The organism is Corynebacterium sp. S7 (assembly GCF_054401105.1).
The window spans coordinates 1354525-1370926 of the sequence record NZ_CM136760.1 but is presented as its reverse complement, the minus strand read 5'-3'; the positions used below and the strand labels follow the sequence as shown (position 1 = coordinate 1370926).

The 16402-nt window shown below is 55.4% G+C and carries 14 protein-coding genes and 2 tRNA genes; 4 read left to right on the top strand and 12 right to left on the bottom strand.

The genetic code is table 11. The features are described 5' to 3' along the window. Positions 1–117 precede the first annotated feature (117 nt). Positions 118–1335: a zinc ribbon domain-containing protein gene (locus ACXZ66_RS06580; protein ID WP_458751095.1), complete on the top strand. Its 1218-nt coding sequence runs from the start codon at positions 118–120 to the stop codon at positions 1333–1335. 562 nt (positions 1336–1897) lie between these two features. On the opposite strand, the gene ACXZ66_RS06575 is transcribed toward ACXZ66_RS06580, so the two are convergent. Next, positions 1898–2269, bottom strand: coding sequence for a hypothetical protein (locus tag ACXZ66_RS06575; protein ID WP_458751094.1), 372 nt, complete (start codon positions 2267–2269; stop codon positions 1898–1900). 1215 nt (positions 2270–3484) lie between these two features. Here ACXZ66_RS06575 and ACXZ66_RS06570 point away from each other — a divergent pair. Together ACXZ66_RS06570 and ACXZ66_RS06565 are read left to right on the top strand one after the other, a co-directional pair. Next, the gene (locus tag ACXZ66_RS06570) at positions 3485–3835 is read left to right on the top strand and encodes a hypothetical protein (RefSeq protein ID WP_458751092.1); all 351 of its coding nucleotides are present in this window, start codon (positions 3485–3487) and stop codon (positions 3833–3835) included. Beyond that, a complete protein-coding gene (locus tag ACXZ66_RS06565) occupies positions 3832–4029 on the top strand; it encodes an RNA helicase (RefSeq protein WP_458751090.1) in 198 nt (65 codons plus the stop codon). Before ACXZ66_RS06570 ends, ACXZ66_RS06565 begins: the two co-directional genes overlap by 4 nt. Positions 4030–4104: 75 nt before the next feature. On the opposite strand, the gene ACXZ66_RS06560 is transcribed toward ACXZ66_RS06565, so the two are convergent. The 3 genes from ACXZ66_RS06560 to gltX all read right to left on the bottom strand — a co-directional run bounded on the left by ACXZ66_RS06560 (position 4105) and on the right by gltX (position 5931). Beyond that, positions 4105–4177: transfer RNA gene (locus ACXZ66_RS06560), tRNA-Glu, on the bottom strand. 26 nt (positions 4178–4203) lie between these two features. Next, a tRNA-Gln gene (locus ACXZ66_RS06555) sits at positions 4204–4275 on the bottom strand. A gap of 174 nt (positions 4276–4449) precedes the next feature. After that, positions 4450–5931: a glutamate--tRNA ligase gene (gene gltX / locus ACXZ66_RS06550; protein ID WP_458751088.1), complete on the bottom strand. Its 1482-nt coding sequence runs from the start codon at positions 5929–5931 to the stop codon at positions 4450–4452. Positions 5932–6078: 147 nt separating this feature from the next. Here gltX and ACXZ66_RS06545 point away from each other — a divergent pair, with 147 nt between their 5' ends. Continuing rightward, a complete protein-coding gene (locus tag ACXZ66_RS06545) occupies positions 6079–7194 on the top strand; it encodes an isochorismate synthase (RefSeq protein WP_458751086.1) in 1116 nt (371 codons plus the stop codon). Here ACXZ66_RS06545 and ACXZ66_RS06540 read toward each other — a convergent pair. The 8 genes from ACXZ66_RS06540 to ACXZ66_RS06505 all read right to left on the bottom strand — a co-directional run bounded on the left by ACXZ66_RS06540 (position 7172) and on the right by ACXZ66_RS06505 (position 16284). After that, positions 7172–7765: a class I SAM-dependent methyltransferase gene (locus ACXZ66_RS06540; RefSeq protein ID WP_458751085.1), complete on the bottom strand. Its 594-nt coding sequence runs from the start codon at positions 7763–7765 to the stop codon at positions 7172–7174. The two genes, ACXZ66_RS06545 and ACXZ66_RS06540, sit on opposite strands and share 23 nt — an antisense overlap. After that, on the bottom strand, positions 7752–8543 hold the full coding sequence (locus tag ACXZ66_RS06535) for a fumarylacetoacetate hydrolase family protein (protein ID WP_458751083.1): 792 nt from the start codon (positions 8541–8543) through the stop codon (positions 7752–7754). Before ACXZ66_RS06535 ends, ACXZ66_RS06540 begins: the two co-directional genes overlap by 14 nt. 43 nt (positions 8544–8586) lie before the next feature. Next, positions 8587–9156, bottom strand: coding sequence for a 3'-5' exonuclease (locus tag ACXZ66_RS06530; RefSeq protein WP_458751081.1), 570 nt, complete (start codon positions 9154–9156; stop codon positions 8587–8589). Beyond that, a complete protein-coding gene (locus ACXZ66_RS06525) occupies positions 9156–11006 on the bottom strand; it encodes a DUF294 nucleotidyltransferase-like domain-containing protein (protein ID WP_458751079.1) in 1851 nt (616 codons plus the stop codon). The genes ACXZ66_RS06530 and ACXZ66_RS06525 overlap by 1 nt, the downstream gene beginning before the upstream one ends. Positions 11007–11065: 59 nt before the next feature. Next, on the bottom strand, positions 11066–12577 hold the full coding sequence (locus tag ACXZ66_RS06520; RefSeq protein WP_458751306.1) for a cell wall-binding repeat-containing protein: 1512 nt from the start codon (positions 12575–12577) through the stop codon (positions 11066–11068). Between the two features lie 150 nt (positions 12578–12727). After that, on the bottom strand, positions 12728–13744 hold the full coding sequence (locus tag ACXZ66_RS06515; RefSeq protein WP_458751077.1) for a 3-isopropylmalate dehydrogenase: 1017 nt from the start codon (positions 13742–13744) through the stop codon (positions 12728–12730). Between the two features lie 43 nt (positions 13745–13787). Further along, positions 13788–13982, bottom strand: coding sequence for a YbdD/YjiX family protein (locus ACXZ66_RS06510; protein WP_458751076.1), 195 nt, complete (start codon positions 13980–13982; stop codon positions 13788–13790). Between the two features lie 55 nt (positions 13983–14037). Then, the gene (locus ACXZ66_RS06505) at positions 14038–16284 is read right to left on the bottom strand and encodes a carbon starvation CstA family protein (protein WP_458751304.1); all 2247 of its coding nucleotides are present in this window, start codon (positions 16282–16284) and stop codon (positions 14038–14040) included. Positions 16285–16402: the final 118 nt, after the last annotated feature.

The following is a 16402-nucleotide window of genomic DNA, read 5'->3' as shown; positions in this document are numbered from 1 at the left end:
GTCACAGTGCTTTATGGCATTGTGCCCCTAAATCAGCTATTGCTGAAATTTCATAGCATTCCAACCACGGAGAGCGGGCTGGAATCCTACTTCAAATCAAAAAATAGGTGGATGTACATGAATTACAACCCTTACACCGTAAAAGTGGTCAATCTCAAGCACGATATAGCTGATTTCACTTCAGCCTTAAACAGGTTGGAATCGGACCTATCTTGGTTCAAAGCATTCAACGCTCAAACCGCAGAAGAGAACCTAGAGTCGGAGAACCAGAATCTAAAGGCTGGGGAGAACGAGAGCAAGGAGATCAAAACCAAAATTCGAAGCTTAGAGAAAAAGATAAAGAAAAGTGAAGAAGAGTTAAAACCCGGGTGGAAGCTGTGGAATTTGCTGCCAACTACAGAACGTAAAAGGGCAAAAACGGCCTTGGAACAACGACATAAGCAACTTGCGCGCCTTAATTCTCAGCTGAACACTTCCAACACCAAAAACAACGCAACGAAAAGCAAAATTGCTGAAATCAAGAACGAGATTGATCGATTCAACGCACTTGATGAGGACTTTATAAAAAGCGAAATATCCGACCTCCGACACAAGATCGAAGTTGGACAAAAAGAATTCTCCGATCTCAAAGATAAGGAGGCCTCGATAAACCAACTAATAGAGAAACAAGTTGCAAAATTAGAGAGTATTGCTCAGAGAATTAGAGGGCTGAACACCGAACTTTCTAAAGCCAGAACTTTCGAAGAAAGATTAAATAGTGCGACTAACGGATACGAACGGAGACTTATTCACGAAGAATGCGAAGCTGCTTTCGGTAGTGGTAGTCCATCAAAAGAAATCAGAAGGATCATGAAACAGATCGAAAGCGAAGAAAGAAATCAGCGAAAGATTGAAAATCGAATTCAAGATATCATCGAACGCGAGGGGCAAGACATCCAATCAGTCGTGATCGACGGTAGCAATCTCTGTTACGACGGGGATGAATTTATAGGGCTTTCTGCGTTACGCCAGCTCTGCGAAGAGATACCGGAAGACATTCACGTCGAAGTCATCTTTGACGGATCAATACTCAAAACCCTTGGACTTCGAGATGAGCGAGTACTTCACGATCTTTTGCCAGGTACAAAGTTCCACCTAGACGACAATCCTTCTGGTGCTGACGAAATGATCCTAGATGCTGCATCTGCATCTACCGCCTATGTCATTAGCGGAGACCGGTTCGCCGACTTTGCCGACAAACCCGTTGTCAAAGAGGACCGAGTGCTTCGAGCACGGTTCATAAACGGGACAGTGCAGATTCGGCGAATGGATATTCGTTTCGAATACTCTAAGTAGTCAACTAATTTTACGTCGACGGGCCTCAGATTAATCAGACTGGTACAGCCGAAAATTTCAACCGTCTAAGATTATTTGCTTACTTAAATTCTCTTGCATGCCTCTGTCACCAGCCTAGACATCAAGTTGTAGTTTGAAACAACGATTTTCACAATCCAATCAAACCAGCCAGCCCGCGGTTTCTTTTCAAAGGACAAGGTCGACAAAATCCGCATCAGAATGCGCCAACCATAGCCCCAACACAGTAAATCGCAGCCCTCGCAAAATTTACTGACTTCTTAATGCTTTGTACCCTTTTTCACAAAAGTGCACGAGGCGCTGCCAATCGGCGACCAGACCTTCAAAAGGCATCTCTAGCAGGTGTAATGAGACTAAAATCTTAACGTGGGCATCGGAGCAATGCGCCACCCAATCGACCCGATTCCCCCCTGTTCGCCCCGAGGCGGACATGGCGGGGGATATCAATGAGCCAGATTAACGATACCTAGCATCCATTACAATCGCGTGCACACCTTGTGGATACGGCTCGGCAGGAAACGTCGATGCCCCCAAACGTTTGAATTTAATTGTCCTTTTTCAACAGACTCTGCCACCACTCAGCATCATTCCTAGGCATCTCATCATCTTCATACAACCCCAGATAAGTGACTCGGTAAAACTTATCTCCACCGTACTCATAACCGGCGTAGGAGTCTCCCCTTTGAGTGGTACCCTCGTACTCCTCAAACTGAGCCTTAGCTTCCTCTTCCGTATATTCATCCGCGTCAAACCAGATGCCTTCTTTTTCCTTTTCCCAACCGAGCTTCTGGGCTCTAAACACATGCCTCATGTGGTTCCTCTCGCGAATTACGCAGCCCGTCGAAAAAGGGACAAATACCCTACGGGCTTGTTCAAGTTTCATCTTTTCATAAAGATCCCGGCCCGTCATGCTCATTCAGGTATTCAGCAGCGCCGCCCAACCTGCCAAAACGCCGCTTGCAATACTTGCCTCTTGAGCATTCAATGAGTAGTTGTCATCACCAGAGCATTGGTGAGCTCCGTAACGGCTAAAGGATCCTCACTCAATAGTTGATTGGATCTGCCCCTCCGAAATAGTCCTCGGAAGAATTAAAAATGTTATCTCTCGAGATGCTGTTCTTATGCCCGCAGTGCTGACATTTCCACGTGTACTTGTTGTCATCAAACCCATCCTGAGAATTCAAGTGTTCATCACAACGATCGCAAAACCAAGTTACCTCTGGAAACCGACCCATGATTAGTTCCTCTTCGTTAATTCCGGCAAATCGTCATCGTCCTAAAGGCACTAGTGTGTTCGTAGGATTTTTAATCACTTTTAAGTCTAGCAACGATTCGTGCCCATAAAGCCAGGATCATGGACAGCCCAGTGAATAAGTTTTAGCGATTAATTTCTTCAGGCAACGGCTCACTCAGCCAACGATCGACTGGGAAGATACCAATATCTACAAAGTTTCGAGAAGCATAATACTGCCCCTCCCTCCTGGTCTGGCTGCTCACACGCCATTGCTCACCCAACAAGGTTTCGCTCGCCGCAGCGCTTCCAACTGTCGCTTTCTCTCGTCCGTCTCTTGATCATCATCGACACGACGAGACACAATATGGAACTCTGCCTAGAGAAGTCCATTAAACATTTTCTCTGCTTCTGGTGAAGGTAAAGCAGAAGTTAAAGGCGCCGATGGAATCACGGGAGTGCTTGTTACGACGCCTGGATCCGTCCGAACCAAGCTTCCTACCCGCTTCTTTGGCTTTCTCGCACTTCTTGTATTCCCAGCCTTCAGATCAGATATTGAATCAGTAGCAAAACCCGCCGGCCACTTCCGCCCTAAGTCCCTTAGTTAAACCTCCCAAGAATCGCCACTGCCCGAGACTTCCACCAACCCAAGATGCTCGAGTCTGCGGGCCTTACCGCGATAACTTAGATTCTCATCATCCGCGTTTGCTTCTGGTGGCTGGCCAGCTCTGATCCACTCTAGAGTCTCGACTTGAAGCGGAGTTAAACCATGCCTCTTCTGGCTTACCAGTAGCCCTGCCCTTGAACTGGGTCCATTCATCCATCTTCCCACGGAAAACCTCACCCGTGGGACAAAGTGGGATATCACCGCCAAGTGCTTCCGCCGGTGTCACCATATTCATGGTCGCTCTAGCTTTAGCTACGGAGGAAACTCGACGCCTGCTTCTTGAATCCGTTACGCGGGTCGCCGCCCCAGTGGCTGCAGCACTGGTCGCTTGGCTCGGCGTTAATCACACGATCCTTAGCTCAAGGCGCCTTGAATCACTGAAGGAATGGCATGCAGACCTCCGCTGGGCGTGCGCGATGTGCTTGTCTGAGAACCCCATCGAGGTTAATCTTGGGTTAGCGATCCTCGATTCTATCGACGACCACCCAGATATCTCACAGCCAGAGCAAGAACTGATCGATGCTGCGATAACTTCGATTATTCCCGCACTTCACAGTTCCGACTGGGAAGGAATGAAACAATGACGATTCACGATTCTCGCTCCAGCACCAGTGCGTCTCGTCCAATGCCGCGAAAGACAAACGCGCCGGAAGGCCGGGAACTACCACTCTCCGTTCAAATTAGGGCTGCAAAGCTCATCATGAAGCGAGACATAGAAGGCAAGGGCAACGTTAAGATCACCCAGCAGATCCGCGATCTTGCCGCGATGGAAGACTAACCAAAGGCCACCGGCTAATCAAAGCAACAAACAGAAAAAGAGCGAGACCTTATCGGTCTCGCTCTTTCTCATTTGTACCCCGTACGGGATTTGAACCCGTGTTACCGCCGTGAGAGGGCGACGTCCTAGGCCGCTAGACGAACGGGGCATTAGGACTTGCAGATTGCTCTGCAGCTGGCCTACCAGGACTCGAACCTAGAATGACGGTACCAGAAACCGTAGTGTTGCCAATTACACCATAGGCCAATCGTTTTCCTTCGCTTTGTTCTCACCTGGCTGGTGAGCACTTGCTCGGAACAACGTTGATAACTATAACCAGAACTACCAATTAAGACCAAATCGGCAGGTCACAGCGCATAAATTACGTGTTTGTAATTCTGGTATAGCCATTCGACGAAGCAGAAAAACGCGAAGAAACTTTTAGGCTTCAGCCGTGTACGGCGTCTGCTCACGCGCAGCCTTCAGGCGGGTCAGGGTAGATTCGCGGCCCAGCAGTTCCATGGACTCGAAAAGCGGTGGCGAGATAGCCTCACCGGAGATGCCAATGCGCAGGGCGCCGTAGGCGACGCGAGGCTTGAGCTGCAGCTCGTCGATAAGCGCCTTCGACAGTGCCGCCTCGATGTTCTCTGTGGTCCACTCCTCGATCCCCTCGAGCGCGGCAATGCCCACCTCGAGCGGCTGGATCGCCGACTCCTTGAGGTTCTTCTTCGCGGCCTTTGGGTCCAGCACGATGTCCTCATCGGGGGTGACAAGGAACTTGAGTAGCCCGTAGGCCTCGGAAAGAGTCTTGATGCGGGTCTGCACCAGGTCGGCTGCAATGGTGAACTTCTCGTCTGGGTAATCGACCGGGAAATCGGTGTACTCGGTCAGGTAGTCGCGCAGGCGGGTCTTGAAGTCGGCCGGCTCGAGCATACGGATGTGATCGGCGTTGATGGACTCCAGCTTCTTCTGATCGAAGCGCGCAGGGTTGCCCAAAACGTCCTTGACGTCGAAGGCTGCGACGAATTCCTCGACGGTGAAGATGTCCTGGTCAGCCGAGAGCGACCAGCCCAGCAGCGCGAGGTAGTTGATCATGCCCTCGGGGATGATGCCGTTGTCGCGGTGGTTGAACAGGTTGGATTCTGGGTCGCGCTTGGACAGCTTCTTGTTGCCCTGGCCCATCACGAATGGCAGGTGGCCGAACTCAGGGGTGAAATCGGTGATACCAATGCGCTGCAGGGCCTCGTAAAGTGCGAGCTGGCGAGGCGTAGAAGACAGCAGGTCCTCGCCGCGCAGCACGTGGGTGATCTGCATTAGGGCGTCGTCGACAGGGTTGACCAGCGTGTACAAAGGCGCGCCGTTGGAGCGGGCAACCACGAAGTCAGGCTGGGTTTCCGGCTTGAACTCCATCTCACCGCGCACGAGGTCAGTCCACTTCCAGGTCTTGTGTGGCATGCGCAGTCGCCACACCGGCTTGCGGCCCTCGGCCTCATATGCTGCAATCTGCTCCTCGGTGAGGTCACGGTCGAAGTTGTCGTAGCCCAGTTGCGGGTCACGGCCGGCGGCCTTGTGGCGCTCGATGACTTCCTCGTTGGTGGAGTACGCAGGGTAAACCTCGCCGGCATCTTTCAGCTTCTGCAACACGTCCGCGTAGATGTCCATGCGCTGCGACTGGCGGTATGGTGCGTGCGGGCCACCCTTTTCCACGCCCTCGTCCCACTCCAGGTTCAGCCACTCGAGGGCATCCACGATGGCTTTGTAGGAATCTTCGGAATCACGTGCAGCATCAGTGTCTTCGATGCGGAAAATCAGCTTGCCACCGGTGTGGCGGGCATAGGCCCAATTGAACAATGCGGTGCGCACCAGGCCAACGTGCGGGGTGCCGGTTGGTGATGGGCAAAATCGTACGCGTACTTCAGTCATGGGCCTATGGTACAACCCCGGGCCTGCACCTTCTGCGCTAGCTGGCAATTCCCCCAGGAGCCCCGGAAGGAGACATATAACAAACAAACAATTATTTCTTTACCCTTTTCGCATTTGGCCAACTGGTGCGCGCTACACTTTCTATCCATGTGTGCCCATCGACCTTCTACCGCGCCCGACTTTCTCCTGTCTCGGGCGCACGGTTCCGTGCGCACCCAGGGTGCAAAAGCCACGTTTACCGACCCCTGGGAGGCCATCGATGCGATCAACAGCGGCCAGGTCGAAATGGTTGTTGGTGCGCTCCCCTTTGATCGCAGCGCACCTGCCGCGCTAACGGTCCCCGAGACCATCGTGCGCGAGACAGGCACCCTTGAACCGCACCCCTACTACCGCATTGGCGAGGGCTCTACCCTGCACGCAAGTGTCTACGGCTTCGATCCCGAGCCCTCGGAACACCTGCGCCGCGTCGAGGCAGCCGTTGAGACAATCCACCACTCCGCTTTGGACAAGGTCGTGCTGGCACGTGCGGTGGACATCGAATTCAATCCGCCCGTCGACGCCCGCCTGGTTGCCGCCCGTTTGATCGATATGTCGTATACCCGCGACGGCTTCATCGCCGATCTCACCCCTGCCGGAAAACCGGGTCATATGCTGGTGGGATCATCCACCGAGGTGTTGGTGCGCCGCGAAGGCAACCAGGTTACCTCCTACCCGTTGGCAGGCTCGGCCGCGCGCAACCTCTATGACCGCGAAGTCGACGAGGCGCGGGGCCGCGAGCTGTACAATTCCGCCAAAGATCTCGACGAGCACGCTTACGTGGTTGACCACATTCGGGAAATCTTGACTCCCCTGTGCACCACACTGGACATTCCCGATCGTCCGCAGTTACACAAGACCAACGAGATGTGGCACCTGGCCACCCCGATTCGTGGCACGCTTAAAGAGCCAACCCCAAATGCCTTGGAATTGGCTCTGCACCTCTACCCCACGCCAGCGGTGTGCGGCACCCCGCAAGATGCCGCCGAAGCGCTGATTACTACCGCGGAATCGGATCGTTCCTTCTACGCCGGCACCGTCGGTTGGTGCGACAGCACAGGCGACGGCGAGTACATGGTTTCCATCCGCTGCGCCGAGGTCAACGGCGAGGGCACCATGGCGCGTGCCTGGGCCGGTGGCGGCCTTGTCGCAGAGTCTGACCCCGAGGCTGAGCTCGAGGAGACCTCCGCAAAGCTGCGCACAATTATGCGCGCACTTGGGCTCTAGTAGCCACCAGCACCACATCGGTGCGGTGATGCGCCCCAGCCCCGTGCGTTTCTCCCCGATCCACGGTGGTGACCTGCGGCGCCGGGAACTCGTCGCTAAGCATCTCTGCGACTTCCTGGGGCCACAAAATCCCGTTCGGCTCATCGAATTGATGGTGCACGAACAGCAGCGTGCCGCCGGGGGCTACAAGAGAAGCAAGCTTATCGACGACCGCCTGCGTGGGCTCCAGCGGAATGTACATCGCGGAGACAAGGTCAAAACCTTGACCTGGGAACTTCTCGGCGGTGCCGTCAAGATCGAGCGCGTAGAGTGGCGCATCGGTGATCTCGCGGGCGCGATCGAGCGCTCCCTGGATTGGGTCGGTGCCAACGATGTCCCAGCCGGCCTGTGCCAGCCAGGCGACGTCGGCTCCCTCCCCGCAACCAATATCAAGGGCGGTGCCAGGGGTGAGCTTCTCGGCCTCGCGAACAAGTGTCGCGTTCGGATTTCCGGACCATTTCTGGCCCTCGGCGTAGAACGCGTGGAAATCCTCGGTGCCGTGGCCAGAGTGGGAGTGGTTATGCTCGCTCAACTGGGTTCGCCAGCTTTCCGATGCCCGGGATTTCTACCTCGATGCGGTCGCCTGGGAACATCTCTGCGGTGCCCGCAGGGGAACCGGTGCAGATGACATCGCCTGGCAGCAGGGTAATCGAGGCAGTGATGAACTCGAGGATCTCGCCCAGCTTCATGATCATCTGGTTCGAGTTGGAATCCTGCTTGGTTTCGGTGACACCATTCTGGGTGAGGTGAGCCTTGATGGGCAGGTCATCGAAATCGAACTTGTCCAGGTCGGTTTCGATCCATGGGCCCAGTGGGCAGAAGGTATCAATGCCCTTTGCGCGTGCCCACTGGCCGTCGGCGAACTGCAGGTCACGGGAGGAAACGTCGTTGACAATGGTCACGCCAGCGATCACCGAGCGCCAGTCTTCCTTCTTGACGTTCTTGCATGGCTTGCCAACAACGAGCGCCAGCTCGCCCTCGAACTCAACCTTGGTAGCAAAATCTGGGATCTTGATGGCAGCCTCAGGGCCGATAACTGCTGTAGGTGGCTTGATGAACAGGGTTGGTGGCAAATGCTCTGCTGACTCCTTGAACACCTCCTCGACGTGATCGGCGTAGTTGCGGCCGATGGCAATGATCTTGCTTGGCAGCATGGGGGCTAACAGGCGGACCTCGTCCATCTTCCATTCCTTGCCGGTGTACTCCGGCTCAGTAAATGGGGTGCCTGAAATCTGCTTCGCAGTAGTAGCTTCGTCGTCGATGACCGCGAAGGTCATTCCTTCAGTAGTTGCAATTCGTCCAAAACGCATGAAACGTACAATACCCCACCCGCTCGACAGAGCTGCGACGAGCTCACGCCGTGATGGCCAAATAGACCTCTGCGCACGCCAAAGCATCAGTCAGTGCGTTGTGATTGCGATAGTTCGGTAGACCATAACGCTCGCGCACGCGCGCCAAACGCAGATCCTCGCCGCGCGGGTAGGTGGCCATGCGCTCCATGTGCCGGCGTTCCAGCGCAAAGGTGTCAGTGACCTGGTCTTCCCGAAATTTCCACGGCTTGCCACGTACTTGACGATGCAGCTCAGAGATAAACCCTGTTTCCATCTGGGCAAAGTGTGCCAAGAGTCCACGAGATTCAAGGGCCTTCTCAAACTCCTCCAGCACAATCTCGGGCGCTACTCCGTGGTTAGCGATGTCGTCGTCAGTCACTCCGTGCACCAACGCCGAGTCGCCCACCGAGGCCCCGGCCAGGACGAAATAGCCCGCACCGGACAAATCAATCACCCGATCTGTCACGGGCACCCACCCGATGGACACCAGCTGATCACGTTTCGACTTCAGCCCCGTGGTTTCCACATCGACAGCTAGGAAACGCCCTTCTTCCAACTCACCCCGGTCCTTGCGACGAAACTTGTCCAGCATTAGAAGTTCCTCACCGGATACTTGTTGCCCAAGGCGTTTTGCATGCCCTTTATCACGCTGAAGGCCTCGCGCAGGTTCTCCCGGTCACCCACAGACAGATCCTTCGGGTCAATCCGATAGTTCGGCTTCTCCCCTGCCCGAATCTGCTTGGATTGGTGGCGAACGGTGAGAATCTGCAGGTAGTCAAAGGCATCGATAAGGTCCTCGGCGCCTTTTTCAGAGACGGTCTTGCCTGCCGCGGCCTTTAGCCGCTCCTTCGTCTCCACCTCGTCGCTGCCTGCTTCGATGGCATAGAGCCTGGCCATCTGCACCACGGCCGCGATCCCGCCCTTCTTAATATCCAGCGTGTCAGCATACTCACCGGAACGCTCGACCACGAGCCCACGGAAGAAGCCGATCGGCGGCTCCCGGTGCGCAGCCAGCCCCGCCAAGTGCGCATGGAAGCGTGTCGACGATTTACCCGACATCACGGCATTACTGTGCACCCCGCGGGCCATCTCTTCATCGCCAGCAAGGGCGCGGAAGTCGAAAAAGATCTGCGCATTTAGCACCGATTCTGATTCAAGTGCGGTGACCCAGTGGTGGAATTTCCGGTTCCACTCGGTCACCGTCATCCGCCATTCTGGGTTCGACGCCATCATGTTGCCTGGGCAGAGCACCTGACCTGCGGCATCAAGGCCTTCGCAGACAAACTCCGACATCTTGGCAAAGTACTCGCCGTGCAGTTCCTCATTGTAGGAGTCGTCCAAGACAAGCGCGTTGTCTTGATCCGAGGCAGGGCCCATCTCTCGGCGGCCCTGCGAGCCCACTGCCACGAATGCATAAGGACTCGGCGCTGGGCCAATTTCTTCTTCCACCAAGGTAATCAACCGGCGGGCAATTGTGTCAGCCACGCTGGTCATCAGGCGTTGGGCTTCTTCGGCGGTAGCTCCCCGATCGATGAATCTAGCGGCGACGTCGGCTGCTCGTCGATAAGCACCCTTAAGGTCTTCATACGAACTGCGTGCCAAATCCGCGGTGAGATAAATCGGATCGTCTTGGAGCTGGCGGAAGATATCGCCGCTGGTGAGCACGCCTACGACCTCACCGTCATCGACGACCGGCAGGTGATGAATACCCATCTCACTCATGACCAGCATGGCCTGGAAGGTAAGAATGTCGGTGTCCACCGTGCGTGGATTCGGGGTCATCACCTCGGAGACGATCGACTCGGAGCTTAGGCCATGAGAGACGACGCGGGTACGCAGGTCCTTATCGGTCAGGATGCCCTCGAGGCCGTCTCCAACGATAACTATCGACGAGACATTGGCCTCTGTCATCGTTGTCGCGACCTCACGCAAAGTCGCCGTGGCCGGGGCCGTCACGGGCGGGCGCCCCTGAATCAGCTTGTTGATTGGGGTGCGCATCAGCTCCGCGGCCGAACTATCGCGTACCTCATCGGCCGCGGCCTTGACCCGACGAGACTGCGATGCCCAGTAGACCTTGGTCTGTGGGTGTTCATTGATGAGTTCAGTGAACTCCTCGCGCGGCAACTGCAGCAAGAGGCAATCCTCAACCGCGACCATGCGGTAGTGAGAAGCTGGGTCCCCGACGAGGGTGGAATAGCCGAAGTTGCGGCCCTCTTCCCGGCGATCAAGGAGGAGATCGTCGGTGCTGATCACATCGACCGCTCCGGAGCGGATGATGTAGAGAAAGTTATTCTCATCCCCCGGCGCGATGATGGTCTCCCCGCGACGGACATAAGACATGCTCATCTTGCCAGGCAGCGCATCCAGCGTTTCTGCGGGAAGGTGCGAAAACGGTTCCTGTTGCGCGAGGAAACCGCGGACTTCTTCGAGTTCGACGCTCATGGAGCAAGGTTATCGCACCATAAGCGTGTTTTTCGGGTTTTGAGAGTTACTGATAGGAGTTACTGATAGGACACGAACCACGGACGAGGCGAAACCGTGTCATAGGTTTGTTCCGGGGTAAACATCGGGGAATCTTCGTCCTCGAAGTTCTTCCATGCCATGAAGTAATCCGGGCTCAGGCCTTCGCGCATAGCGTTCCACGTTTCAAACTTGTCCTGGGCGGAACCGTGCCCGTCGGCGTGCAAAATAAACGCGAGTTCGGGGTGGTTTGTATTGATCTGATCCCGATCGCGCAGCATCTGGGTCTGGAACTGATGCAGGATCAAACCCTTCTGCGGCAAGTTGTTCTCGCGTGTAAGTTGCGCGAGCCAATCGGCCACCTCGTTGATCTCGGAAGCTTGGGCGTAGCCCACCCGCTCAAGTGGCTTCTCGCCTGGGTGAATATTCCACTCTGGGTCCAAGGCGAGGCCTACGTTGGGGCGCTTCAATAGCTCTTCGTAGCGTTTGGCCTGGTCCAGGAAATTGGCCTGGCCTGTCTGGAGATCAAGGAAGGCGTAGCCACCAGCTTCGGTGATCGCGTCGATGTAGCCGATGAATTCCTCCGGTGCGCCCTCGTTGGAATAGTCCCCGTCGTCGCCGGGGAATTCGGAGGCCACTGTCACGATGATTTCGAATGCGGGCAGGACTGGCTGCTGCTCAAGTGGCTGATACTGACTGATCATCCCTTGAAGGCGATCAACAGACTCTGCTGGTGGTTGCTCCCCCAGCATGCCCAGGGAACCTCCAGAGGGGTGACCATATAGGGCAACCATGCGCCGACCTGGGAAGAGGAGTCCGCCGCCACCGGGTAGTTCGCCATTGTGGGCGAGCTCGACGCGATCGGCAAAATTGGCGGTCGATCCGAATTGCGCACCTAGGGCCAAGGTGTCTTGTTCGGTGACAGTGCGCATCGACTCGGAAGTCTCACGGGGATCAGGCACCGAGAGCACCTGGATCTGTGCGCCGGCCGCCGCGGCGGTTCCCGCGGCCGCCAGTGAAGTCTCAGGCGTGGCCAACATTGGAGGAAGCTTCAGGTCAAGTGGATTCCCGCCGGTTTGTGTTGCGATTGCTTTGACTGCGGTGCTTCGATCAGTTGCTACGACCGGCGCGGTATCGGCGATCTCTGTGTCGATTTCAGTGTCTCCGCTGGGGACCTCGATAACGCGGGTCGCACCAAGGCGCGCAATTTCGGAGGCCACCGCCTCTTCATTACCGGAGAATCGGGTGAGCATGGGGATTCCCAGCTTCTTCGCAATTGCGGCTGCTTGAAGCTGATCGGCTAGATCGTAGGTGGATACGACCACGGTATCGGAAGTTGCAAAGAGTCGAGCCGAGACCTCGGCACCAGAGCCATCGGGATCGGTGAGTACCTCAGGGCCGTGCGTTTCCAGTGCCGGTTTTTCTTCCGCCGGCATTGATTCCGTATTGGCTGAGTTGGCTTGCCTGTCCGAGTTGTTGGTGCTTGAGCAGGAAGTCATCACCAACGCACCAGAGACAATCAACGCGGTTACACCAAGCAAGTTTGAGCGCATGAAGGCCCCTTTCCTAGCAGCGCACACGGCACGAGTCTCGGTGAAATCTTCACCGAGCTCATTCGATGCCATTGCGGTCATACAAATGGATAAACGAATGCACCGATGCCAAATGATTAGCTTCGGTGCATAAGTTTTGACCTATGTAGCTTACTTCAGGGCTGCCGCGATCCTGTCACCGACCTGCACAGTGACTACCTTGGATTCGCCACGGCTGGAAACATCCTGCGCAACGGCTTCTTCGATACGCACCGCATTGTCTTCGTCACCCAACCAGCGCAACATCATTGCTACGGACAAGATCATTGCGGTTGGATCCGCAATGCCCTGGCCCGCAATGTCTGGTGCCGAGCCGTGAACAGGCTCGAACATGGAAGGATTGGTCCGCGATGCATCGATGTTGCCCGAGGACGCCAAACCAACGCCGCCGGAGACTGCACCGGCGAGGTCGGTGAGGATGTCACCGAAGAGGTTGTCGGTGACGATCACGTCGTAGCGCGAAGGATCGGTGACCATGTAGATCGTCGCCGCATCGATGTGGTTGTAATCAACCGCCACCTCTGGATACTCCTTCGCCACATCGTCGACAGCGTTTTGCCACAGCACACCTGCATTAACCAGAACGTTCTTCTTGTGCACGAGCGTGAGCTTCTTGTCGCGCTGCATTGCCAGATCGAAGGCGTAGCGAACGGTGCGCTCAACGCCGTAGCGGGTGTTCTGGGACACCTCAGACGCTACCTCGTGAGGGGTGCCCTGGCGCAGGGTTCCGCCGTTGCCGGCGTAGAGGCCTTCCGTACCTTCGCGGACAACAACAAAGTCAATGTCGCCTGGGTTTGCCAAAGGGCTCACCGAGGTTGGGTACAGCTTCGATGGACGCAGGTTGATGAAATGGTCCAGGTTGAAGCGCATCTTCAGCAGCAAGCCACGCTCGAGAACACCCGGGGTGACCTTTTCAGGATCGCCAATCGCACCAAGCAGGATCGCGTCGTGCTCGCGCAGGCTGGCCAGATCGTCCTCGGTGAGAAGTTCACCATTGCGCTGGTAGCGACGGGAACCGAGATCATACTCGGTCGTTTCAACGTCGTCGCGAACAGCGTTGAGGACCTTGAGGCCCTCCGCCATCACCTCGGGACCAATACCGTCGCCGCCAATAACCGCAATCTTCATATCGTGGGATTCCTTTCTCACCTGATGGACACTGTCTGTCAGTCTAGCAGCATCTGGCCTGCGGGTTGGACTCTTGGCGTGCCCAACGTTGCTTCCAATATTCCCGCTCGGTGGGAACCTCCTGACCTGGATGATGACGATTGAGATGGGCGCAATATTTCTTGTAGTCGTTATCGCCCATGAGCTCCTTGAAGTACCAGGAGATCGACGATGCGCCCTGCTTGATTGCACCGATCATTATTTCCACTTCCCTTCTCGTTGAAGCTTTTGTGATGCCTGCTAGTTTGCCCCAGCTAGTTTGCCCCAGAACTTCCCCGACTAATACCCAGTTCCTGCATCATGGCCTTTTCTTCCTTTGTAGCAGCCAGTCCGCGCGGAACAAAGGTTCGCGAAGGAGTATCTGGTTCTTCCGTGGTACCGATATGTTCACCGCGAGCCCGCATCTGAACGGCACGAATACACACAATGACTGCCGAGGCGACAACGATCAGGACAAGGACTGCAAAAAGAACAGAGAGAATTCCCTGCACCATCGTGTTGCGAACAACCGCATCGATAGCTTCAGGAGTAGCCGCGCCCTGGAACGTGTCCAGACCTTGCGATTGTGCTTCCTTATAGCGAGCGTGCTGAGCAAAGTAGCCGATAGCCGGGTTTGAATGGAAGATCTTCTGCCAGCTCGCCGTCATAGTGACAATGAGGTCCCACACCAGTGGAATCAGCGGAATCCATATCCACTTATACATTCCCTTTTTCACCATTACCACGAGCACAAGTGACAGCGCCATCGCCGCCAACAGCTGGTTCGCAATACCAAACAGAGGGAACAAAACGTTGATACCACCCAGCGGATCGGTCACGCCCATAATCAAGATCGCACCCCAGAGCAGACACACAACAATCGTGGAAATCCAGTTACCAAAGGTCCAAGTTGGGTCCTTGAACTTCGCCAAACCAGGAATATTAGACAAAGTGTCAGTCATCATGAAGCGTGCAACGCGAGTACCAGCATCCACAGTGGTCAGGATGAACAGAGCCTCAAACATAATGGCAAAGTGGTACCAGAAAGCCTGCAGCGCTGGATTGCCCAGAATGTCCGTCAAGATCTCGGACATGCCGTAGGCCAGCGTTGGCGCACCACCGGTACGCGAGACGATCGTCGCTTCGCCAATGGATTGTGCTGCAGCATCCAGTTCCGCCGCGGTGATCGGGGTGCCAGGGAGATCGAGCGTTGCGACGAATCCAGCTGCGCCTTCGGAAGTTCCACCCGTCAGCGATGCTGGAGAGTTCATGGCGAAGTACTTGTGTCGGTCGATCACCACAGCAGAGACCAGAGCCATAACAGCAACGAATGATTCCATCAGCATGCCACCATAACCGATTGGTCGCATCTGAGATTCTTTCTCAATCAACTTCGGAGTGGTACCCGACGAGATCAATGCGTGGAACCCAGAGAGCGCACCACAGGCGATGGTAATAAATAGGAACGGGAACAGGCTTCCCGAGAACACCGGGCCATTGCCTTCGATTGCAAAACTGGTAATCGCGGGCATCTGCACCTCAGGCCGATTGATCAAGATTGCCACTGCGAGAAGGACGATCACACCGATCTTCATGAAGGTAGACAGGTAGTCACGAGGCGCAAGCAACAGCCACACCGGCAAGATTGCGGCGACAATGCCGTAACCAATCAATGCAAAAGCCAAAGTTTCCTTCGACCAGGTAAACATGGCCACGCCCCACTCGGTGTCGGCAACGTAGCCACCACCGATGATTGCTGCGAGCAGCAAGACAACGCCGATGATGGAGACCTCTGTGACCGCGCCTGGGCGGATGTAGCGCTGGTAGACACCCATAAACATTGCGATAGGAATGGTCATGGTGATGGAGAAAACACCCCATGGCGAATCCGCAAGCGCATTGACAATAATCAAGGCCAGAACGGCAATGATGATGATCATGATGACGATGGTGGCCAAGATACCGGCTGCGCCGCCGACGCGGCCCATCTCGTCGCGAATCATTTGTCCAAGGGAACGACCTCGGCGACGAGTGGAAACCCAGAGCACTAAGTAATCCTGGACTGCCCCTGCGAAAATAACACCAACGACGATCCACAACGTACCAGGCAGGTAGCCCATTTGTGCTGCCATGACCGGTCCCACCAGTGGCCCAGCACCGGCAATTGCCGCAAAGTGGTGTCCGAAGAGCACTCGTCGGTCTGTAGGAACGAAATCCTTGCCGTCGTCGACATATTCGGCAGGGGTCGCGCGGGTATTGCGTGGCTTAACTACCTTGTACTCGATCAGCCGAGAATAAAGCGAGTATCCGATTACGTAGGAACCGATGGCGGCAAGCACTAGCCATACGGAGTTGATGGTTTCATCGCGGTTCAGGGCAATGGCGCCCCAGCCCAGAGCCGCCAAGACAGCGCAAATGGCAATGACAATACGTTCTGTCGTGCCGATCATTTTCTTGGGACGGATACCAACGATGTGTTCTTTACCGTCGTCCGTGACTGTCGTTTCGATGCGGTCTTGCAAGTCATCGATATCTTCGAAGTTGTTGGAAGACTGGTCGATCTTCGTACTCACGTACAGCACTCCTCTCCAGCATTGGGGCAACTTTTAGTTGCTTAGAAAACATATAGGCCCAGTCCAT